Below are 21,087 nucleotides of genomic sequence, written 5' to 3'. Positions count from 1 at the left end.
GCCGGGGAACGCTTCCGCATTCCCCGGCGCAGGGGGAGGGCCCGCCCGTTCACACCCCTGTCACACAGGTCACGTGCACACCGGTCACGTGTCACACGGGCAGGGCGTGCAGCTTCTTGCCGTGCAGGGCGTAGACGCGCTTCCCGTCGGTGGCCACCAGCCAGGCGTGGTGGTCGCCGGTCTTGTCGTTGAACGTCCAGCGCAGGGCGCCCGTCTTCGGGTCGAAGGCGTGGACGCCGCCCTGCGGGTCGAGGTCGGTGGCCGCGTAGAGGGTGCCGCCCGCCTTGACGAACTGCCGGGGCACCTGCGCGCTCGCGTCCTTGAGGGCCGTGGACTGCCAGACCTTCTTCCCGGTGGCCGGCTGGAGGGCCCACAGCGTGCGACCGCTGTCCGCGATGTACAGCACGTCCTCCACGAGGCTCGGCTCGCGGAACAGGGAGAACTCCTCGGCCTCCACGGACCACTTCTCGGCCCCGTCGGACAGCGCGAAGGCCTGGAGCCGCTGACCCTGCGGGACGATCACCAGATCCTGGTGGACGACGAACGGCCCGTAGCTCGTCTTCGTCGTCTTCTGCGTCCACACCTGCCTGCCGGTGGCGGTGTCGCGGACCGTCAGGTTGTTCTTGAAGTCGGTGTAGACGAGATGGCGGCCCTGCACGGCGGCGTGGATGCCGTTCTGCTGGGTGCCGAGGTCCCGCTGTTCCTTCCAGGCGACCTTGCCCGTGGTGCTGTTCAGCGCGGCGATCACATTGGTGCGGGACGAGCCGTCGGCCTCCAGGATCTCGGCGATGACGTACACCTGCTCGCCGTCCACCGCGATCGGCCGGGGCTGCCGGTACTCCTTGCCGAGGTGGCTGCGCCAGGTCTCCTTGCCGGACCCCGGTACGTAGCCGATGACGTTGCCGTCGTACGTGCCGCTGGCCAGGTAGAGCGTGCCGTTGCCCAGCAGCAGCGGCGCACCGGGCACCGCACCGCCGGGCAGCGACCACCGCTCCTTGCCGCTCGCGCCGTCGAGCGCGGCCAGCGGATCACCGCTCGCGATCACCACGCCGTCCACGGTCACCAGCTCGTCGTTGTCCCCGTACGTCTGCGCCGGGACGGACTTCGTCCACAGCGGCGCGGGGGCCCCGCCGTCCGAGGGCGCCTTGCCGTTCTCGGGGGACTTGCTGCGCGGCGGCGGGATGCTGCCCTCGCCGCCGGTCTCGAGCTCGTCCTCGCAGCCGGTCAGGCCGGCTCCGAGCACCGCCATCGTGAGACCGCCCCCGGCCAGTCGCAGTATTCGCCGCCGGGAAGTTCTGCCGACCTTCGTGCCGAGTCCCTTGGACATTTCGCCTTACCCCCGAGGAGTTGTATGAGCGGAAAGATGAACGGACTGTCTTTGCAGAGTGTGTGCATCTGCGATGCGAGACGTTAGCGGTCGATGGGCTCCACCGGTCGGGCGAGGGCGTGACCGGGACGACACCGTGAACGAACCGGAACATTCGAGGGGCGGGGCACGTGGTCAGCCCGTGCCGGAGGAGGCCAGCAACTCCAGCTCCGTCGCCAGGTTGTGCCGGGCCCGCGCCTCCCATTCCGCCGCGCCGTACGGCGTACGGAACAACCGGGGCAGGTCGAGGAGTTGCCGCAGCACCGCCGCCCGGCCCGCCCGGAACGCCTCGTCCGGGACGAAGCCGTACTCCTCCCGGACCTGGGCCGCGTACGCCCCGTACTCCTGCGGGCCGCCCGCCAGGACCGCCAGGTCGGCGTCGCACAGCACCTCGCCGTTGCGGTCGCCCTCGGCCGGGTCGTGCGTGATGGTGAGCCGCACCAGCCGGGCGACCTCCTCCGTCACCGCGTCCGGCACACCCGCCTCGGGCAGCGCGCGTTCGGCGAGGGCGGCGCTGCGCTCCTCGTTCTCGCTCCGGTCGGGCCGGTACACCGCGTCGTGGAACCAGGCGGCGAGCCGTACCGCGTGCACGTCGTCGGCGTGACCGGCCAGCGTGTCCACGCGGTCCAGGACCGTGCTCAGGTGGGCGGTCGTGTGGTAGCGGCGCTGCGGTTCGGCCCAGCGGGCGAGGAGGTTCTCGGCGTACGGCAGCGGGTCGGGCCCTTCCGCCCCGGCGCGCGCGGCCACCAGCGTGTCGTGCCAGCGCTCCCGGAGACCGGCTTCGGCGTCGCCGCCGGAGCCGTCGGAGCTGTCCGAGCTGTCGGAACCGTGGGGCGGGTGGGGGCTGTGGTCCGTCATGGGGGCGACTCTAGGACGTACGTGGCCGGTTCATGGCGTACGGGGTCAGGGGAGAGGCGTCAGGGGTGCGGGGGTGTCAGGGGAGGAGCGTCAGGGGTGCGAGGGTTCCGCCCACCGGACCGGCCCTTGTCGCCCGGCCGGGACCCGCCCTACCGTGCGCGCGTGATGATCGATCTCAACGCCGACCTCGGCGAGGGCTTCGGCAACTGGACCCTGACCGACGACGACGCGCTCCTCGCCTGCGTCACGAGCGCCAACGTAGCCTGCGGCTTCCACGCGGGCGACGCCTCCGTGATGCGGCGGGTCTGCGACGCGGCGGCGGCCGGCGGCGTACGGATCGGGGCGCAGGTCTCCTACCGGGACCTGGCCGGGTTCGGGCGGCGGTCGATGGACGTGCCGCCCGCCGAGCTGACCGCCGAGATCGCCTACCAGATAGGAGCGTTGCGGGTCTTCGCCCAAGCCGCCGGATCCACCGTCAGTTACGTCAAACCGCACGGCGCGCTCTACAACCGGGCCGTCTGGGACGACGACCAGGCCGCCGCCGTCGTCGCGGGCGTCCGGCTCGCGGGCGGCGGCCTGGCCGTACTCGGACTGCCCGGATCCCGGCTGCTCGCCCACGCGGCGGAGGCCGGACTGCCCGCCGTGGAAGAGGCCTTCGCCGACCGCGCGTACACCCCGCAGGGCACCCTCGTACCCCGCGGCGAGCCGGGCGCGGTGGTGCACGACGCGGACGACGTCGTACGCCGGAGCGTCGGGATGGCCGTCGAGCGGGCGGTGACCGGGGCGGACGGCAGCCGCATCCCCGTCTCGGCGCGCTCGCTCTGCGTCCACGGGGACACCCCGGGCGCGGCGGCCCTCGCCCGCCGGGTGCGGACCGCCCTGGAGGAAGCGGGCGTCGCGGTACGGGCGTTCGCGTGAGCGGCTCCGGTGGTCCCGGTGGCCTGGGGGAGCTGCGCGTCCTGTCCGCCGGACCGCACGCGCTGGTCGTCGAGCTGGCCGACGGCGAGCACGCCGAGGCCTTCCACGCCGAACTGCTCCGGCGTCGCGAGCGCGGCGAACTCCCCGCCGTACGCGACATCGTCCCGGCCGCCCGCACCGTCCTGCTCGACGGGATCGCGGACCCCACGCCCGGGGCCAGGGGCCGGTTGGCCCGGGAGCTCGCCTCGTGGCGGGTGGAGCCGCTGCGCCGCGAGGGCGGCGAGCCGGTCGAGGTCCCCGTGATCTACGACGGCCCGGACCTCGACGAGGTCGCCGCGCTCTGGGGCGTCGGGGCCGACGAGGTGGCCGCCCTGCACTCCCGTACCGCGTTCCGGGTGGCGTTCTGCGGGTTCGCCCCCGGGTTCGGCTATCTCACCGGGCTGCCCGAGCGGCTGCACGTGCCCCGGCGCACGATCCCGCGCACCCGGGTCCCGGCCGGGGCGGTGGCCCTCGCCGGGCCCTACACGGGGGTGTACCCGCGCCCCTCTCCCGGCGGCTGGCAGCTCGTCGGGCGGATGCCGGACCCGGGGATCCTGTGGGATCCGGGCCGGGAACCGGCGGCGCTGCTGGTGCCGGGGACGCCGGTCAGGTTCGTACCGGTCGAGGCGGGGAAGGCGGCCGCGCTGCCCGCTCCCCGCGCGGGCGACCTCCAGGCTGACAGCCGGGCGGACGCATGATTCCGGTCGCGGGACGCCACCTCCACGTCGTACGTCCCGGAGCCCTGACCACCGTGCAGGACGCGGGCCGCCCCGGCCATGCGCACCTCGGGGTCGGGCGGGCCGGGGCACTGGACGCGCCCGCCGCCCGGCTGGCCAACCGCCTGGTGGGCAACCCGCCGGACGCCGCTGTCCTGGAGACCACCCTCACCGGGTGCGCGGTCCGCCCGGACCGGCCCGTCGTCGCCGTCGTCGGCGGGGCGGGCTGCCGGGTGACGGTCGACGGGCGGCCGGTGGCGTGGGGCGCGCCGGTCCGGGTGCCCGCGGGCGCGGTGCTGGACGCGGGTCCGGCCGGGACCGGGCTCCGGAGCTACCTGGCGTTCGCGGGCGGGCTCGTGCCGGACCCGGTGCTGGGCAGCCGTTCGGCGGACCTCCTCTCGGGGCTCGGGCCCGCCCCGCTGAGCGCGGGCGACGAACTCCCCCTGGGCGAACCGGCGTCGGGCGGCCCGCCGCCGTCCGCCGGCCCAGTGCCCTGGCCGGGCGCCCCCGCCGAACTGGTGCTCCCGGTCCATCCCGGGCCCCGCGACGACTGGTTCACCGAGGCCGCGCTCCGTACGCTCCTCACCGCCGCCTACCGGGTCTCGCCGCACAGCAACCGCATCGGCCTGCGCACGGAGGGCCCGCCGCTGGAGCGGTCCCGTACGGAGGAACTGCCCAGCGAGGGCATGGTGCTGGGCGCGATCCAGGTGCCGCCGGACGGCTGCCCCGTCGTCTTCCTCAACGACCATCCGACGACCGGCGGTTACCCGGTGGTCGGCGTCGTCCCCGAACGGGCCCTCGCCGCGGCGGCCCAGGCGGTGCCGGGGACCCGGCTGCGTTTCGTAGGCGCGTGAGCCGGGCGCGTACCCGTACACGCACAGCAGCGCGGCGGGACCGTGGGGTCCCGCCGCGCTCAGCCTCCAGGGCGGGGGCCTCACGCCCCCTTGAAGGTGCGCAGCCGCAGGGAGTTGCCGACCACGAAGACCGACGAGAAGGCCATCGCGGCCCCGGCGATCATCGGGTTGAGCAGCCCGGCGGCGGCCAGCGGGAGGGCGGCGACGTTGTAGGCGAAGGCCCAGAAGAGGTTGGTGCGGATGGTGGACAGCGTGCGGCGGGAGAGGCGGATCGCGTCGGCGGCGGCGTTGAGGTCGCCGCGGACGAGGGTCAGGTCCCCGGCCTCGATGGCGGCGTCGGTGCCGGTGCCCATCGCGAGCCCCAGATCGGCCTGGGCGAGGGCGGCGGCGTCGTTGACCCCGTCCCCGACCATCGCGACCGAACGGCCCTCGGCCTGAAGGCGCTTGACCACGTCGACCTTGTCCTGCGGCATGACCTCCGCGTACACCTCGTCGATGCCGACCTCGGCCGCGACCGACTCCGCCACGGCCCGGTTGTCGCCGGTGAGGAGGATCGGGGTCAGACCGAGGGCGCGGAGCCGGCGGACGGCCTCGGCGCTCGTGTCCTTCACCGCGTCGGCGACCTCCAGCACCGCCCGCGCCTCACCGTCCCAGGCGACGGCGATCGCCGTGCGCCCGGCGGCCTCCGCGGCCTTCTTCGCCTCGGCGAGAGGAGCGGGCAGACGGATCTCCCACTCGGCCAGGAGCTGTTCGCGCCCGACGAGGACGGCGTGGCCCTCGACGATGCCCTGGACGCCGAGGCCGGGGATGTTGGCGAAGTCCTCGGGGGTGGGGAGGGGGCCGGTGGCGTCGGTCGCGGCGGACGCCACCGCCTGGGCGATGGGGTGCTCGGAGGCGTTCTCCAACGCACCCGCCAGCCGCAGGACTTCGGCCTCGGTGGTGGTGTCGGTGGTGTGGGTGGTCTGGAGGGTCATGCGGCCCGTGGTGACCGTGCCGGTCTTGTCCAGGACGATGGTGTCGGCGCGGCGGGTGGTCTCCAGTACCTCGGGGCCCTTGATGAGGATGCCGAGTTGGGCGCCGCGTCCGGTGCCGACCATGAGGGCGGTGGGGGTGGCGAGGCCGAGGGCGCAGGGGCAGGCGATGATGAGGACGGCGACGGCCGCGGTGAAGGCGGCGGTGAGTCCGGCGCCGTTGCCGAGCCAGTAGCCGAGGGTGCCCAGGGCCAGGGCGATGACGATCGGGACGAAGACGGCGGAGATGCGGTCGGCGAGGCGCTGGGCGGAGGCCTTGCCGTTCTGGGCGTCCTCGACGAGTTTGGCCATGCGGGCGAGCTGGGTGTCGGCGCCGACACGGGTGGCTTCGACGACGAGGCGTCCGCCGGCGTTGAGGGTGGCGCCGGTGACGGTGTCGCCGACCGTGACCTCGACGGGCACGGACTCGCCCGTCAGCATCGAGGCGTCCACGGCGGAGGAGCCCTCGACCACGGTCCCGTCCGTCGCGATCTTCTCCCCGGGACGGACCAGGAAACGGTCCCCGACCTGCAACTCGGAGGTCGGGATCGTCGTCTCGACGCCGTCGCGCAGAACCGTGACCTCCTTCGCCCCCAGCTCCATCAGCGCCTTCAGCGCCGCCCCGGCCTTCCGCTTCGAGCGCGCCTCGAAGTAGCGCCCGGCGAGGATGAACGCCGTCACTCCGGCCGCGGCCTCCAGGTAGATGTTCCCGGCGCCGTCGCTGCGGGCGATGGTGAACTCGAAGGGGTGCGTCATGCCGACCATGCCCGCCGTCCCGAAGAACAGCGCCCACACCGACCACAGGAACGCGGCCGACGTGCCGACGGAGATCAGCGTGTCCATCGTCGCCGCGCCGTGCTTCGCGTTCGTCCAGGCGGCCCGGTGGAACGGCCAGGCGGCATAGGTGACGACCGGCGCGGCGAGCGTCAGGGAGAGCCACTGCCAGTAGTCGAACTGGAGCGCCGGGATCATCGCCATCGCGATCACCGGTACGGCGAGGAGGACGGCGGTGATCAGCCGCTGGCGCAGGGTGGTGAGCCCGTCGTCCTCGGCCGCGCCCTGTTCCGTGTCGCCGCTCCCCGGTGGCGGGGCGGCGGCTTCGGCGGGCGGTGCGGGCGGCCGGGCGGTGTAGCCGGTGGCCTCGACGGTCGCGATCAGATCCTCGACGGACACGTCGGCGCCCGCGAAGGTGACCTTCGCCTTCTCGGTGGCGTAGTTCACGGTGGCTTCGACGCCGTCCATCCGGTTGAGCTTCTTCTCGATACGGGCCGCGCACGAGGCGCAGGTCATCCCGCCGATCGCGAGCTCGACCGCGGTGGTACCGGCCTCGGCCCCGGGGGATCCGGCGGCGGTGGTTGCGGTGGTGGCGGAGTGCGCGGACACGGGGGTCCTCCCTGAAGCCGTCCCAGATACCCCCAGGGGGTATCTCTGTCTCTCCTCATGTATACCCCCCTCCCCTATGAAGTGCAAGGTGGGACGGGAGGGGTGCGTCACTCGTCTGCGGGGCCGGTTCGCGTACCGCCGGGTCCGTGCGTTCAGATAGAGGGCTGCGCCGCCCGCCGACCGCCCGTAGGCTGGCCATTGGACTAGACCTATAGCCGTGTAGGTCAGTAGCCGTGTATCGGACCTGTCGCTGTGTATCGGAGGAATGGGGACCCATGAGCAACCGTGCAGTCCTGGAGGTGATCGCTCTCGACGCGGAGGACGCGGTCGCCGCTCAGGCCGGTGGTGCAGACCGCCTGGAACTGGTCACCGACATGGCCGCCGACGGTCTCACCCCGTCCCGGGAGACCTTCGCGGCGATCAGGTCCGCCGTGGACATCCCGCTGCGCGTGATGCTCAGGACGGCGGACGGCTTCGCCGCCGGTGACATCGACGTCCTGGTCGGCCGGGCCCGCGAGCTGCGGGAGGCGGGGGCCGACGAGTTCGTGTTCGGCTTCCTCGACACGGAGGGCCACGCCGACCTCGTCGCCGTCGAGCGGCTCGTCGCCGAGCTGGACGGCTGCCGGTGGACGTTCCACCGGGCGATCGACCGGGCCACGGACCGGGACGCCCTGCGCAAGCAGCTCGCGGACCTGCCCGGCCTCGACACGTTCCTCACGGCGGGCTCCCCGGACGGGGTGGACGCCGGAATCCCGACCCTCCTGGCCGAGGCGGCCCGGAGCGGCGAGCCGGGATACCAGGCGCAGATCCTGGTCGGCGGCGGCCTCCACCTGCACCACCTGCCCCGGCTGCTGGCGGCGCGGATCGACGCCTTCCACATCGGCGGCGCGGCGCGGCCCGCGGGGTGGTCGGCCCCGGTCGACGCGGCGGCGGTACGGGAGTGGCGCAAGGCGCTGGACGCCTGAGGCCTGACGGGGTGCGGGACTCAGGGACCGGAGAGTCCCGCACCCGGCAGGCCCGCCCCCGGCAGTCCCGCACCCGAGGGCCCTACGCCTGAACCAACGCCTCCGGCAACGGGCCCGCGTGCAGCACGATCAGCCCCGACACCGCACGCGTCAGCGCCACGTACAGCCGCCGCAGCCCGGTCCGCTCGTCCGGCTCGCCGTCCACCACGGCCGCCGGCTCGTCCAGCACCACGTAGTCGTACTCCAGGCCCTTGGCGAGCGTCGCGGGCACCAGCGTCAGCCGGGACGCGGCGGTGGTCTCCTCACCGGGCGACAGGTACGCGTGCCCCGCCGCCTCCAGGGCCGCCCCCAGTACCGGGATCCGGGCGTCGGCGGCGATCAGCCCGATCGACCCCTCGTGCCGGAGCGACTCCTCGCAGGCGGCCACGACGGCCGCGTCCAGCGCCTCCGTCCCGCCCGCCACCTCCCGTACGGCCAACGACCCCGGCGACTCACGCACCGACTCCACCGCGGCCAGGCCCGGCGAGATCGCGGGCAGCAGCCGGGAGGCGTACGCGATGACCTCGCGCGGCACACGGAAACCGGCCGTCAGCTCCTCCACCACCGCGTCCGCCTTGCCCAGGTGGAACAGCGCCTCGCCCCAGCTCTCCGTGGACCACGGGGTCGTTCCCTGCGCGAGGTCGCCGAGGACGGTGGCCGAACCGGTCGAGCAGCGCCGCCCCACCGCCCGGTACTGCATCGGCGACAGGTCCTGCGCCTCGTCGAGGACGACATGGCCGAGCGAGTGCGTACGGGCGACGAGGTCACCGGCCTCGTCGATCAGCACGGCGTCGGCCGCCGACCACTTCGCGGACTTCACACTGCGGGCGGGCTTCGCCCACAGCAGCCGCTTCTGCTCATCCTCGGTCAGCAGCCCTTCCGCGTGCTGGGCCAGGAACTCCGCGTCGGACAGCAGCCGCAGCACGACCTTCGCCGGGTCCACGGCGGGCCAGACCGCCTTGACGGCCGCCTTCACGGCGGGGTTGCGGGCCACGGCGTTCTGCACCCGGTCGTCGGGGGCCTCCCCGGCCTCCTCCATCCGTACGAGGACGGCGTGGGCGATCCGCTGCGGCAGCGCCTCGTGCGCGGCCCCGTACCGCATGTCGCGGGCCAGCAGCTCGTCGACCATCTCCTGGATCTCGTACGCGGGCACCCGCCAGCGCCGGGAGCCGCGCACCACGACGACGGGCTCGACGGGAGCGGTCACATGGGAGCGGATGGCCCGCCGCAGCACCTCGGCCATGCGGGCGTCGCCCTTGACGACGGCGGTGGCCGCCTCGTCCTCGCCGCGGACCTCGACGCCGGTGCGCACCAGGTCGTCGACCGTGGCCTGCTTCACCTCCAGCTCGCCGAGGGCGGGCAGGACCTGCTCGATGTAGTGGAGGAAGGAACGGTTCGGCCCGATGACGAGGGTGCCGGTACGGGCGAGCCGCTCGCGGTGCGCGTACAGCAGGTACGCCACCCGGTGCAGGCCGACGGCGGTCTTCCCGGTGCCGGGCCCGCCCTGCACGCAGACGGTGCCGCCGAGGCCGCTGCGGACGATCTCGTCCTGCTCGGGCTGGATGGTGGCGACGATGTCGCGCATCGGGCCGACGCGGGGCCGCTCGATCTCCGCCTGGAGGAGCCGGCTGGTGTGCTCGGCCTCCGCCGGGTCGGTGAGGTGCTCGTCCTCGTACGCGGTCAGCTCGCCGCCGGTGTAGCCGAAGCGGCGGCGCAGCCCCACGTCCTGGGGGTTCGTGCGGGACGCCTGGTAGTACGGCTGCGAGACCGGCGCACGCCAGTCGATGACCATCGGGTCACCGGCGGCGTCGTGGACGTGCCGGCGGCCGATGTAGAACCGCTCGCCGTCCGCGCCCTCGGCCAGCTCGCCGCCGACGGCGTGCAGATAGTCGAGGCGGCCGAAGAACAGCGGGGTGTGCGAGAGATCGGCGAGCGCCTTGATGCGGTCGTCGATCTGGGACTGGAGCACGGCGGCGTTGACCCAGTTCGCGGTGACATCGCGGATGTCGAGGGCCTGGACGTTCTCGCGCATCCCGCGCAGTGCGGCGCGGGATGCGGCGAGATGGGCACGCTCGTGCGCCAGGGGGTCGGCGGGGTCGGTGGCGCCGGCGGGATCGGTGGTACCGGTGGGATCGGGGGTGGAATCGCTCTCTGCTACGTGCGCGGGCACGGTGTTGCCTCCGGCTCTTCAACGCAGGACGGCGGACCGCGCGCTGAGACCGGCTGAGGCCGGGGCAGGGCGGTCCGCTCGGAAGGTTCGATCGCGTAGGTGTCGGCCGGTTTCCGTCCGGTCGGCGGCGCTCCCGGGGCCGTGGACACGGCGCGGGAGGCGGGCAGACCGGCGATTGTAGCCACAGCTCCGGGCCGGGGCGAAACGGATTTCGGTGCTCCCGGAGGGGGAGAGGGCAGGGATACCCGTAGGGGATGCGCGCGGCCCCAGCGGTACCGGAGGGCTACGAGCCTGGAGTGCGGATTCCGTCTGCGGGCCGACGCGCCCGAACGGGTGACGGGAGCACCATGGATACATGAGCACAGCCACCCTGAACCCACGCACGACCGGCCCCGCGCACGGCGCGACCGCGGTGACCGGTGACCACCGACCCCACCGCGTCGGCGACGCGCTGCGCGCCGTGAAGGTGTTCGTGACCACAGCGTTCGGCGTCGTCGTCCTGGGGGAGTACGCGGAAGAGGCCGGGGTACGGCGGGCCCGCTGAGGCCCCGCCGTACCCGTCCCGTCCCGTCCCGTCCCCTTCCTCAGCTCTCCGCGAGCAGCTCGTCCGCGTCGACGATGCGGTACGCGTACCCCTGCTCGGCCAGGAAGCGCTGGCGGTGCGCCGCGAAGTCCTGGTCGATGGTGTCGCGGGCGACGACCGAGTAGAACCGGGCCTCGTGCCCGTCGGCCTTCGGCCGCAGGACGCGGCCGAGACGCTGCGCCTCCTCCTGGCGGGACCCGAAGGTGCCGGAGACCTGGATGGCGACGGTGGCTTCCGGCAGGTCGATGGAGAAGTTGGCGACCTTGGAGACGACGAGGACGCTGATCTCCCCGTTCCGGAACGCGTCGAAGAGCTTCTCGCGCTGGGCGTTGCTGGTCTCGCCCTTGATGACGGGCGCGTCCAGGTGTTCTCCCAGCTCGTCCAGCTGGTCGATGTACTGCCCGATGACGAGGGTCTGCTCGCCGCGGTGCTTGCGCACCAGCGCCTCGGTCACCTTCCGCTTGGTGGCGGTGGTGGCGCAGAACCGGTACTTCTCCTCCGTCTCGGCGGTCGCGTAGGCGAGCCGCTCGGAGTCGGTGAGGTTGACGCGGACCTCGACGCAGTCGGCGGGCGCGATGTAGCCCTGTGCCTCGATCTCCTTCCAGGGCGCGTCGAACCGCTTGGGCCCGATGAGCGAGAAGACGTCGGACTCCCGCCCGTCCTCCCGGACCAGCGTCGCGGTGAGACCCAGCCGCCGGCGGGCCTGGAGGTCGGCGGTGAACTTGAAGACGGGGGCGGGCAGCAGGTGCACCTCGTCGTAGACGACGAGTCCCCAGTCACGGGAGTCGAAGAGCTCCAGGTGCGGGTAGACGCCCTTCCGCCGGGTGGTCAGCACCTGGTAGGTGGCGATGGTGACCGGCCGGATCTCCTTCTTCGTACCGCTGTACTCGCCGATCTCGTCCTCGGTGAGGGAGGTCCGCTTCACCAGCTCGTGCTTCCACTGCCGGGCGGAGACGGTGTTGGTGACGAGGATCAGCGTGGTGGCCTTGGCCTCGGCCATGGCACCGGCGCCGACCAGGGTCTTCCCGGCCCCGCAGGGCAGCACCACAACGCCCGACCCGCCGTGCCAGAACCCCTCCACGGCCTGCTTCTGGTACGGCCGCAGGGCCCAGCCGTCCTCGGCCAGCTCGATGGGGTGGGCCTCGCCGTCGACGTACCCCGCGAGGTCTTCAGCCGGCCACCCGAGCTTGAGCAGCGTCTGCTTGACCTGCCCGCGCTCGGAGGGGTGCACGGCCACGGTGTCCGGGTCGATCCGGGCGCCGACCAGCGGCTGGACCTTCTTGGACCGGAGGATCTCCTCCAGCACGGGCCGGTCGGTGGTGGTGAGGACCAGCCCGTGCACGGGGTGCTTGGACAGGGTGAGCCGCCCGTACCGCGCCATCGTCTCGGCGATGTCGACCAGGAGCGCGTGCGGCACGGGATACCGGGAGTACTCGACGAGCGCGTCGACGACCTGCTCGGCGTCGTGCCCGGCGGCGCGGGCGTTCCACAGCCCGAGCGGGGTGACCCGGTAGGTGTGGATGTGCTCGGGCGCACGCTCCAGCTCCGCGAACGGCGCGATGGCACGACGGCAGGCCTCGGCCAGGTCGTGGTCGACTTCGAGGAGCAGCGTCTTGTCGCTCTGGACGATGAGGGGTCCGGTCACGCGCTTCGGCCCTTTCTGCGGGGTACGGCCACGGCTGCGGCCAAACGTCCAGTGTGCCGCATCCGGGGGCGGGGCGGGATGGGGCGGAGGTGCCGGGGCCCGGCTCACCTCAGGATGCGCCGCACAGGGCCCGGGTCAGCACCATCAGCCGCCGCCGGGCCTCGGTGTCGTACGCCTGCTCATGGGCCCGGGTGTCGGTGAACTGATCGAAGTAGCGGCCGGTGGTCGTCTCAAGATCCGGATCGAGGATCAGCCGCACCGTCGGCCGTACGCCCTCGTCGACCGTGGTCACCGGGGTCAGGCCGTAGGCGCGGACCCCGCTGGTGTCCATGAGATGGGCGGGGTGGAGCGCGTTGACCGTGACGCCGGTGCCGCCCAGTTCCTCGGCCAGGTCGAAGGTGGCCATGATCAGGGCGAGCTTGCTCCGGCAGTAGGCGCGCAGCCCCTCGTAGTCCCGCTCCAGCATGACGTCGTCGAAGTCGATCGCCTCCTGCCTCATCGAGGCGACGTTGACGATGCGGGCCGGCGCCGAGTCGGTCAGCAGCGGCAGCAGGCCGCGGGCGAGTGCGTAGGGGGCGAGGTGGTTGACCGCGAAGCGCAGTTCGTGTCCCTGCCGGCTGAACCGCCGCACCTGCGGATCGGGCCCGCCGCCGGCGACGGCGTTGTTCACCAGGGCGTCGAGCCGGGGCTCGGACTCACGGATGCGCGCCACGAGGGCGTGTACCTGGTCGAGGTCGGCGAGATCGGCGAGATACGTGCGTACGGTCGCCTCCGGCGCGGCGGCCCGCACCTGGGCCGCGACGGCCTCCAGCCGGGTCCGGTCGCGTCCGTGCAGCAGGACGGTCCGGCCGCGGGCGGCCAGGTCCAGGGCGATGCCGAGGCCCAGGCCTTGTGTGGCTCCGGTGACCAAGGTCGTGTGCTGGTTCATGGCGTTCAGCCTGGCAGCGCCGCACCGGAATACAGGGGAGTGTGCTGACCCTGGTGTTCCCACCACCAGGCAACGGGGCGGCCCCGGTGGATGGGGGGGCTGATGCGAAGAGGCGGCGTGCCGGCAGGGCGCCGGTGCGGGGTCACCGGGCCTCGGCCCCTTCAGGCCCGCGCCGCTGCGGCCCGAACCGCACCGGCACCCCGGGGGAGTACAGCACGCTCATCGGCTCCCCGACGGGCGCGGGCAGCCCTCCCGCCTCCACCAGGTCCTCGTCGCACTCCAGCAGCTCCGCCCGGTGGAGCGGCCACCGGGGATGGACGTTGGGGAGGTAGGCGGTCCGCCCGAAGAGCGAGGTGTGCAGGGCCCAACGGGCGGTCAGGAAGTGCTCCAGCGGGGTGGGTTCGGCGATCGCGTCACCGGGCCGGAGCACGATCCTGCTCCGCGCCCCACGCGGACCGGGCCACCGGCGTCTGCTCGTGTACGTGACGGTGTCGCCGGACCGCTCGATGCCCATCCGGGACCACACGTACGGCAACCGGACCGCGGCCCGCGCCACGAGGACCGGGACGAGCCGCGAGGCGTCCAGGGACCGGAAGACGACAGCGCGCCGCCCGCGTCCGTCCACGGAGTACAGCCGGACGTTGGTCTCGGGAAAGGTCCCCAGATACGGAATCCACGGCAGCCCGAGCACCCCCACCCGATACATCCGGAACGCCACGAGCCCCACGTACGTCGTCGTCCCGTCGAACGTGTCGGGCACCGTGCCCGGCGGCAGCAGCGGCGCCACGTCTGCCGGGTCGACCGCCCAGTGCAGGAACGCCAGATCCAGCCAGGACTGCGTGAGCAGCGGAGGCATCGGCGCGCCGGGCGGACCGGGCGACACGGGCTCGGGGTTCCGATCAGGGAGGGACATGCCCGCAGCATCGCAGACCGCGCGACGCGGACACCGACCGACGGCGGAACCGAATCCCACCGTTCGCGTGCGCGGCTCACGCCCGGCGCCCTACGACTCCAGGTACCTCAGCACCGCCAGGATCCGCCTGCTGTAACCGGTCGTGTGCGTCAGCTCCAGTTTGTGGAAGATCGTGTTGAGGTTCTTCTCCACCGAACTCAGCGAGATGTGGAGCTTGTTCCCGATCGCCGTGTTGGTGTGACCCTGGGCCAGGGCCTCCAGGACACTGCGTTCGCGGGGTGTGAGGCGGGTCAGCGGATCCCCGTGTGCCGAGCGGATGACCAGTTGGCGCACCACCTCGGGATCGATGGCCGCGCCGCCCGCGTGGATGCGTTCCAACGCGTCGAGGAACTCCTCGACCTGGGCGACACGGTCCTTGAGGAGGTAACCGACCCGTTCCGCGCCGGACGCCAGCAGCTGAGCCGCGTAGTTGCGCTCGATGTGCTGGGAGAGCAGCAGTACACCGACGTCCGGCCACCGTTCGCGGATTTCCAGCGCCGCCCGCAGCCCTTCGTCGGTGTGCGTCGGAGGCATCCGGATGTCGAGGACGGCGACGTCGGGCCGCCGCAGGGCCATCGCGTCCGTCAGAGGGCCCGCTTCACCGAACGCGCCCAGGACCTCGTGGCCCTCTTCGGCGAGGAGCCGGACCAGCCCCTCGCGCAGCAGGGTCGAGTCCTCGGCGATCATCAGGCGCATGGCAGCTCCGCGGTGATGGTGGTGGGTCCCCCTTCGGGGCTGTCGACGCGCAGGATGCCGTCCAGCGCGGCGACCCGGCCGTGCAGCCCGCTCAGCCCGCTGCCGGAAGGGTTCGCGCCGCCCCTGCCGTCGTCCCGCACCTGGAGCGAGAGCGTGCTGCCGCGTCGTACCACCCGCACGGAGACCACCGTGGCGCGGGAGTGCTTGGCCGCGTTGTTCACGGACTCCGACACGACGAAGTACGCGGCGGTCTCCACCGGTTGCGGCAGTTCGCCCTCGACGTCGAACTCCGTACGGACGGGGATGCCGCACCGCTCGGACACTCCGCCCAGGGCCTCTTCGAGTCCCAGGCTGTCCAGCGCCGAGGGATAGACACGCCAGGCGACTTCGCGCAGCTCCGCGAGGATGTCCTGGGATTCCTGGTGCGCCTGGCGGACCAGTGCCTCCGCGTGCTCGGGGGTTCCCCGGCCCCGGCGCGCCCTGCCGAGCAGCATGGCGAGTGCCACCACCCGCTGTTGGATCCCGTCGTGCAGATCCCGTTCGATGCGCCGCCGTTCGGCGTCCACGGCCCGGACGACCGCCGCCCTGCTGGCGGCCAGTTCGTGGACGCGCCGCCGCAGCAGCTCCTGTTCGGAGGGGCCGAAGCACTCACGGGCGATCCGGGCGTCCAGCGCGCCGAGCGCGTGCAGCCCCTGGAGGTCCAGGAAGAGCAGGGCTCCACCGAGCACCACCTGCCCGAGCGCCTCTGGCCAGCGGAGGCTTCCCCGGAGCATGCCCCACAGCAGCACACCCGCCAGCACGACGCCGAAGGCCAGCAGGGCGACGACGACACCGCACACCAGCCCCGTCGAGACGCGGAGCGTCAGGTAGCGCAGGATCTTCCGGCCGGACACCTCGTAGCGCCCGGGAAACCGGTCACCGAAGAACACGGACCGGCGGGCCCGCTCCAGCGCCGCCAGCCGGCGGGCTCCGGCCATGAGGACACCGCGAGCCCGGGACCTGGTGAGCGGCCACAGCAGAAGGGCGCCGAGTGCTGTGCCGGCAACGAGGAGGCAGAGGAAGCCGAGCAGGGCCGTGACGCAGCCGAGGAGCGTTCCGATGCTCCGACTCGGCCAGGAGGAGGGTCCGACGGGCGGCCCTTCGTCCTCACCGAGGCCGAACTGGCCGAGGCCGGCCTCGCCGAAGCCGGCCTTGCCCAGCAGACCGGGCAGGTGATGACTGCTGATGTCTGCCGCGTCCCCCCGCACGGGAACCGAGCGTAGTGAGCCTTCGTACGCGAAACAAGATCGCTCAGGTGGCACGGGAGGCGGAGCCGTCGTGGTGGAGAGCCGGTGTCGGGTCATGAAGTGCGGCGGTGCTGGGCCTGGTTGCGGCCGCGCAGCCGTACCGCGACGTACGCGGCGAGGGCGACGGCCACCAGGGCCACCACCGCCTTGGAGAGGAGCCCGACGTAGGTCTCCACGACCTCCCACTGATCCCCCAGCCAGTAACCGGCCAGCACCAGCACGGAGTTCCAGATCAGGCTGCCGAGTGTGGTCAGAAGGACGAACGTCGGCAGAGCCATGCGCTCCACCCCGGCGGGGACCGAGATGAGGCTGCGGAAGATCGGCACCATGCGGCCGAGGAAGACCGCCTTGGTGCCGTGCCTCGCGAACCACTGCTCCGTGCGCTCCAGGTCGGAGGCCTTCACCAGCGGCAACTTCGCCCAGATCGCGTGCATGCGGTCACGGCCGACGAGCATCCCGAGCCAGTACAGGACCACAGCCCCCACGACGGAGCCGAGCGTGGTCCAGAACAGCGCCGAGGCCAGGGTGAGCACCCCCTGCCCGGCGGCGAACCCGGTCAGGGGCAGGATCACCTCGCTCGGCAGCGGCGGGAAGAGGTTCTCCAGGGCGATGGCCAGGCCCGCTCCCGGGCCACCCAGGGTGTCGACGAGATCAGCGGCCCAGCCCGCGATGCCGTCGGCGGGTTCCTGTGCCAAGGACGTGAGGTGCATGTGATCTCCAGGCGCGGGTCGGTCGCCCGGGGCAGACGCCCCGGCCGCCCCTCCACGCTAGGAATCGCGGGCCGACGGAGACACGGGGATGGCCGTACGGTTCCGTGCGGTTCTCCGCGGTGGTCACCCTGCGGAAAACCGCACCTACCCCTCCCCCTCCTCCGCCAGTTCCGCCACCCCCGTGATCCGGTGCAGCGGGTACGTGCGGACCTCGTCGGCCGTGTGGTCGTAGGCCGTGACGAAGCCGCCCTCCACGCGGACCGGGGCGATCACGCGTTGGCTGGCCGCGCCGTCCGCGTTGACGTAGCCGATCCAGACCGTGGAGCCCGTCATCGCGGCCGCCTGGACCGTGGCCAGGGTCTCGGCGGGGGTGGTGCGGGGGAGCGTGCCGGAGGGGGCGGATCCCGTGGCGCCCTCCGGCGGTTCCTTGCGGGCCACCGTGGCGGCCGTGTCGCCCGCGCGGATCGCCCGGACCGCCGCGCCCAGGAGGGTGTCGTCCGGGGTCGGGGGGCCCTCGGGGACGGGGACGGGGGGCGTGCGGGGCGGGGTGCGGCGGGCGCCGGCACGGGTGATCAGGACGTCGCCCTCGGCGGATTCGGCGGCCGGTGCGTACCCCATGTCGCGCAACGCTTCCAGGAGGGAGCCGGGGTCGGCCTGGGCGGCCAGGACCGTGGGGGCCAGGCGGCGCAGGCGCAGGCCCGTGGAGCGGCGGTCGGCCAGGATCTCGTTGAGGACCGCCTCGTCGTCGCAGCGCACGTACGCGGAGGCCGCCCCGATCCGCAGGTGCCCGTGGCGGCGGGCCACGTCGTCGATGAGGTAGCTCAGTGGCTGCGGCACCGGCGTACGGCTGTGCGCGGCCAGGAACGCGTGCAGGTCCGATGCCGCCTGCCCGGCGTCCAGCGCGCGGCGGACGGAACCCGGCGTGAAGCGGTAGACCGTCGCCCCGCCCTTCGACTCCACGTCGGCCAGGACGGAGAGCATGTCCGCCAGCGGGCGTTCCAGCGGGCCCGGGGCCACCGCCGTCAGGTCGGCCTGGAGCAGGACGTGGTCCAGCGGTTCGGGGAGGAGGGGGGAGAGAAGGGCCGCCGCCGTGTCCTCGCCCTCGTCCAGGAGCGCGCGGGTATGTGCCGCCAGCGCGCCCCGGCCCGTGATGCCCAGCAGCTCCGCCTCGTTGATCGTCCACAGGGCCAGGCGGGAGCGGAGGTCCGAGCCCTCCGCCGTCGGTGCCGAACCGCGCAGCGGGCGTTCCCAGCGCAGCCGTCGCAGCAGCGTCTCGGCCTCCGGCGCGGTGCCCGGCGGGAGTTCGGCGAACAGGGCCAGCACCCGGCGGCGTACGTCGGGGGCGGCCGAGCGGTCCAGCTCCGGGCCGAGCGCGGACAGGGCCCGCCCCTTGGCGTCCTGGCCGCCGACCAGGCCCGGGGTCCGGGTGGCGGCGAGCCAGGCGGTGGCCAGGTGCGTCCAGCGGTCCTCGGCGGACAGGTCGAGCCACTCGTCGGACGCGGGCGTCGGAGCGTACCGCTCGTCGGTCTCCCCGTCGGAGGCCAGCAGTCCCGCGCCGTAGGCCAGTTCGATCCAGAACGCGGCGACCGGCTCGGTCACGTCCAGCGCCGCCGCCGCGCGCTTCAGCTCCCGTACGCTCAGGCCGCCCGCGCGCAGGATCGTCGGGCCGCCGCCGTCCCAGAGCTTCAGCAGCTCCTCGACCGTGGACAGCGCCATGAACGCCTGGCCCGCCGCCGCCCTGTCCACAGCCTGTGGATCGCGTTCGGCCGCCGCCGCGACGACCGGGGGGACCGGTTCCGGCAGCCGGTGCGCGCGCCCGGCGCGCAGGTGGAGCGCCGCCTCACGCGGCAGGACCACCGTCCGCGTGGACACCGGCAGGAGCAGTCCCCGGTCCCGCAGCCACTTCACGGGCGGGGTGGGGTTCGGGGTGACCTCCCCGTACGGCGGGCCCCACACCAGCCGGTCCAGCACCGACAGCGCCTCCACCGGGGCCGTGTCCAGCAGCTCCGCCATCCGCGTCCGGTCCGTGAACAGCGCGGACAGCGCGGCCACCGCCGAGACCGGGTCGTGCGTCGCCGGTAGGCCCGTCGCCGCCAGGATCTCCTGGAGGCGGCCCGGCGACATGCCCGCCGTCGCCTCTGCGACCGTGGGGCCCAGGCCCGTGGGGGAGGGGTGCTGCGGGGACGGGGCGAGCAGTTCGCGAGCCGTGCGCACCAGCCGCAGCCGGTCGTCCTCACCCCAGACCAGGGCCTGTTCACGCAGCGTCGCCAGCGCGCCCGGCAGCCCGGCGGTGATCGCCGCGCCCACGTCGTCGCGCTGCTCGCCGTCGTCGAGTCCGTCGCCGGTGAGGAGGGACAGCAGTGTGTCGTACGGGGCCGGGTCCGGCGCCACCGCCAGCGCCTCCGCGGTCTGCAGGGCGAACCGGTCCAGGTGCTCCAGCGCGCGGACGACGGACGCCCGGGTACCGGCCCGCGTGGCGAGCTGCGTGATGTCGTTGGGCACCGGATTGAGGAGGTCGGGGCGGGCACGCAACAGCCCGGCCAGCGATTCGTCGCCCCGGGCGCGCAGGGCTTCGGCGAGCGTGCGCGGTGGTGTGGTCGTCCCCATCCGTCCCACGGTAGCCGCTGGAACGCTACCGTCGGGGCAGGGCCGGGTAGAGGGGACGCACCGCGTGGGGATCGAGAGCGACCAGCTCGTGTACGACTACCTGAGCCGGGTCGGCGACCTGGCTCAGCAGCAACAGCTCTCGTCGGGCGCCCGGATGCGGCTCGTCTCGACGCTGCGGGGGGAGATCGACCGCCGCCGCACCACGGAGGGCGCGGACTCCCCGGCGGCCGTGCGGCGCATCATCGGCAGGCTCGGCAGCCCCGACGAACTGGTCGCCGCGGCGGCGCGGTCCGGCGACGGCACGGTCCCGCTGCCGTCCGCCGGGAGCGGTCCGGGCGGCGGCGAGCCGCAGCGGCGGGGGCTGCCCCGGCCCCGGAGCGGGCTGCTGCGCAAGGAGCCGAGGGAGGCCGGCCGAGCCGGTCCCCCCGCGGACGAGGGGCGGGAGGCCACGGGCCTCCGGAAGCCGAAAGCCGGATTCGGGCGGGGCGCGTCGCGCCGTGATCGCGATGCCGAGGACGTGCCGGAGGGACGGACAGGGGCCGCCGGTGGGGCTGCTGCCGCCGCCGTGCCCCGTCCCGGGCCCGCCCCCGACGACGCCCCCGACGAGGACGTACCGGTCCGGGCCTGGCCCGATCCGTCCGCCCCGCACATGCTCGGCCAGGACCAGCAGGGAGCCGCGGGGGACGCGACCGACTGGTGGCGCCTGGAGCCCGGGCCCTTCGACGAGGGGACCGCCGTCCCAGGGTTCTTCGGCGGCATCGAGGCCCCGGAGCTGCTCGGCAGGCGGCCGAGGCCCGTCGACATGGACAAGAAGGACACGGAGGAGGAAGGCGCCCCGGAGGGCGCGGGCGGCGCGAAGGCCGAGGCCGACGAGGCCGGAAGCGGCGAGAACGGCGCGAACACCGCCGCCCTTCGCCGCGCCCTGCGCCTCGTCAAGCTCCGCCGCCGCAAGCCCGCCCCCGTCGTCGCCGAGCCCGCGGTCGCCGCCCCCGGCCCTCGCGGCGGCTTCGCCCACCCGCTGCTGCTCCTGGCCGCCGTCCTGCTCGTCGCCGGCGTGGTCACCGGTTCCTGGCTGCCGCTGGCGGGCGGCTGGCTCATCGCGTACAGCTCGCGCACCCTCTCCCGTACGGAGGCGAAGTGGGCGGCGCTCGGCCTCCCCGGCGTGGTGGCGGCCGGAGCCCTCGTGTGGGTGTGGGGGCGGATGGAGGGGCGCTGGGGCGAACCGATCCGCGAGGGCGCGATGCGGGACGTCCTGCTGGAGGCCTGGCCGGTGGTCGTCCGCGTCGCCGCCGTCGCCTCCGCGCTCTACCTCGTGTGGCGGGCGCGGCGGCGGGCGTGACCCGCGTCGGAGCGGGCCCCGGG

17 protein-coding genes are annotated in these 21,087 nt (G+C 73.7%); 6 read left to right on the top strand and 11 right to left on the bottom strand.

What is annotated here, in order from left to right; genetic code table 11:
- Positions 1-91: 91 nt before the first annotated feature.
- Both IE140_RS05875 and IE140_RS05870 read right to left on the bottom strand, forming a co-directional pair.
- On the bottom strand, positions 92-1,327 hold the full coding sequence (locus tag IE140_RS05875; RefSeq protein WP_150198562.1) for a PQQ-binding-like beta-propeller repeat protein: 1,236 nt from the start codon (positions 1,325-1,327) through the stop codon (positions 92-94).
- Between the two features lie 174 nt (positions 1,328-1,501).
- Entirely contained in the window at positions 1,502-2,224 is a 723-nt protein-coding gene (locus IE140_RS05870) for an HD domain-containing protein (protein WP_150198566.1), read from the bottom strand.
- A gap of 165 nt (positions 2,225-2,389) precedes the next feature.
- On the opposite strand from IE140_RS05870, the gene IE140_RS05865 reads away from it, so the two are divergent.
- The 3 genes from IE140_RS05865 to IE140_RS05855 are packed head-to-tail and all read left to right on the top strand — an operon-like array spanning position 2,390 to position 4,751.
- Positions 2,390-3,142, top strand: a complete 753-nt coding sequence (locus IE140_RS05865; RefSeq protein ID WP_150197310.1) for a LamB/YcsF family protein — start codon at positions 2,390-2,392, stop codon at positions 3,140-3,142.
- A complete protein-coding gene (locus tag IE140_RS05860; RefSeq protein WP_189460123.1) occupies positions 3,139-3,879 on the top strand; it encodes a 5-oxoprolinase subunit B family protein in 741 nt (246 codons plus the stop codon). Before IE140_RS05865 ends, IE140_RS05860 begins: the two co-directional genes overlap by 4 nt.
- Positions 3,876-4,751 (top strand): 5-oxoprolinase subunit C family protein, encoded by an 876-nt coding sequence (locus IE140_RS05855; RefSeq protein ID WP_150197298.1) that lies wholly within the window; start codon positions 3,876-3,878, stop codon positions 4,749-4,751. The genes IE140_RS05860 and IE140_RS05855 overlap by 4 nt, the downstream gene beginning before the upstream one ends.
- 80 nt (positions 4,752-4,831) lie before the next feature.
- Here IE140_RS05855 and IE140_RS05850 read toward each other — a convergent pair whose 3' ends face one another.
- Positions 4,832-7,144: a heavy metal translocating P-type ATPase gene (locus tag IE140_RS05850; RefSeq protein ID WP_189460120.1), complete on the bottom strand. Its 2,313-nt coding sequence runs from the start codon at positions 7,142-7,144 to the stop codon at positions 4,832-4,834.
- A 275-nt stretch (positions 7,145-7,419) separates the two neighbouring features.
- Between IE140_RS05850 and IE140_RS05845 the strand changes: the two genes are divergently transcribed.
- Complete coding sequence (locus tag IE140_RS05845; RefSeq protein WP_032777931.1) at positions 7,420-8,109, top strand: copper homeostasis protein CutC; 690 nt, start codon at positions 7,420-7,422, stop codon at positions 8,107-8,109.
- A gap of 82 nt (positions 8,110-8,191) precedes the next feature.
- On the opposite strand, the gene IE140_RS05840 is transcribed toward IE140_RS05845, so the two are convergent.
- Positions 8,192-10,318 (bottom strand): HelD family protein, encoded by a 2,127-nt coding sequence (locus IE140_RS05840; RefSeq protein ID WP_150197300.1) that lies wholly within the window; start codon positions 10,316-10,318, stop codon positions 8,192-8,194.
- A gap of 355 nt (positions 10,319-10,673) precedes the next feature.
- Here IE140_RS05840 and IE140_RS05835 point away from each other — a divergent pair, with 355 nt between their 5' ends.
- Positions 10,674-10,862 carry a hypothetical protein gene (locus IE140_RS05835; protein ID WP_075264943.1) on the top strand — a complete coding sequence of 63 codons (189 nt, stop codon included), beginning with the start codon at positions 10,674-10,676 and terminating at the stop codon, positions 10,860-10,862.
- 40 nt (positions 10,863-10,902) lie between these two features.
- On the opposite strand, the gene IE140_RS05830 is transcribed toward IE140_RS05835, so the two are convergent.
- From IE140_RS05830 to IE140_RS05800, 7 genes are all read right to left on the bottom strand, one after another.
- Positions 10,903-12,546, bottom strand: a complete 1,644-nt coding sequence (locus IE140_RS05830; RefSeq protein ID WP_093812443.1) for a DNA repair helicase XPB — start codon at positions 12,544-12,546, stop codon at positions 10,903-10,905.
- Positions 12,547-12,655: 109 nt separating this feature from the next.
- Complete coding sequence (locus IE140_RS05825) at positions 12,656-13,474, bottom strand: SDR family NAD(P)-dependent oxidoreductase (protein WP_150197302.1); 819 nt, start codon at positions 13,472-13,474, stop codon at positions 12,656-12,658.
- A 142-nt stretch (positions 13,475-13,616) separates the two neighbouring features.
- Positions 13,617-14,387, bottom strand: a complete 771-nt coding sequence (locus IE140_RS05820; RefSeq protein WP_150197304.1) for a YqjF family protein — start codon at positions 14,385-14,387, stop codon at positions 13,617-13,619.
- A gap of 90 nt (positions 14,388-14,477) precedes the next feature.
- Positions 14,478-15,122, bottom strand: coding sequence for a response regulator transcription factor (locus IE140_RS05815; RefSeq protein ID WP_167533565.1), 645 nt, complete (start codon positions 15,120-15,122; stop codon positions 14,478-14,480).
- The gene (locus IE140_RS05810; protein ID WP_150197306.1) at positions 15,113-16,369 is read right to left on the bottom strand and encodes a sensor histidine kinase; all 1,257 of its coding nucleotides are present in this window, start codon (positions 16,367-16,369) and stop codon (positions 15,113-15,115) included. The genes IE140_RS05815 and IE140_RS05810 overlap by 10 nt, the downstream gene beginning before the upstream one ends.
- 92 nt (positions 16,370-16,461) lie before the next feature.
- Positions 16,462-17,118 carry a DedA family protein gene (locus IE140_RS05805; RefSeq protein ID WP_189460118.1) on the bottom strand — a complete coding sequence of 219 codons (657 nt, stop codon included), beginning with the start codon at positions 17,116-17,118 and terminating at the stop codon, positions 16,462-16,464.
- Positions 17,119-17,262: 144 nt separating this feature from the next.
- Entirely contained in the window at positions 17,263-19,725 is a 2,463-nt protein-coding gene (locus IE140_RS05800; RefSeq protein ID WP_189460116.1) for a helicase C-terminal domain-containing protein, read from the bottom strand.
- 64 nt (positions 19,726-19,789) lie between these two features.
- Here IE140_RS05800 and IE140_RS05795 point away from each other — a divergent pair, with 64 nt between their 5' ends.
- Entirely contained in the window at positions 19,790-21,064 is a 1,275-nt protein-coding gene (locus tag IE140_RS05795) for a hypothetical protein (RefSeq protein ID WP_189460114.1), read from the top strand.
- The last annotated feature ends 23 nt before the right edge of the window (positions 21,065-21,087 follow it).

This window comes from Streptomyces parvus, assembly GCF_014648875.1.
GTDB lineage: Bacteria > Actinomycetota > Actinomycetes > Streptomycetales > Streptomycetaceae > Streptomyces > Streptomyces parvus.
Note: the sequence above shows the minus strand (reverse complement) of the source record. Positions and strands in the feature narration are given on the sequence as shown.

Coding starts and splice junctions, on each gene's coding strand:
- IE140_RS05845 (WP_032777931.1), top strand. CDS start 7,420: ATGAGCAACCGTGCAGTCCTGGAGGTGATCGCTCTCGACGCGGAGGAC.
- IE140_RS05815 (WP_167533565.1), bottom strand. CDS start 15,122: ATGCGCCTGATGATCGCCGAGGACTCGACCCTGCTGCGCGAGGGGCTG.
- IE140_RS05800 (WP_189460116.1), bottom strand. CDS start 19,725: ATGGGGACGACCACACCACCGCGCACGCTCGCCGAAGCCCTGCGCGCC.
- IE140_RS05875 (WP_150198562.1), bottom strand. CDS start 1,327: ATGTCCAAGGGACTCGGCACGAAGGTCGGCAGAACTTCCCGGCGGCGA.
- IE140_RS05820 (WP_150197304.1), bottom strand. CDS start 14,387: ATGTCCCTCCCTGATCGGAACCCCGAGCCCGTGTCGCCCGGTCCGCCC.
- IE140_RS05835 (WP_075264943.1), top strand. CDS start 10,674: ATGAGCACAGCCACCCTGAACCCACGCACGACCGGCCCCGCGCACGGC.
- IE140_RS05870 (WP_150198566.1), bottom strand. CDS start 2,224: ATGACGGACCACAGCCCCCACCCGCCCCACGGTTCCGACAGCTCGGAC.
- IE140_RS05805 (WP_189460118.1), bottom strand. CDS start 17,118: ATGCACCTCACGTCCTTGGCACAGGAACCCGCCGACGGCATCGCGGGC.
- IE140_RS05865 (WP_150197310.1), top strand. CDS start 2,390: ATGATCGATCTCAACGCCGACCTCGGCGAGGGCTTCGGCAACTGGACC.
- IE140_RS05855 (WP_150197298.1), top strand. CDS start 3,876: ATGATTCCGGTCGCGGGACGCCACCTCCACGTCGTACGTCCCGGAGCC.
- IE140_RS05825 (WP_150197302.1), bottom strand. CDS start 13,474: ATGAACCAGCACACGACCTTGGTCACCGGAGCCACACAAGGCCTGGGC.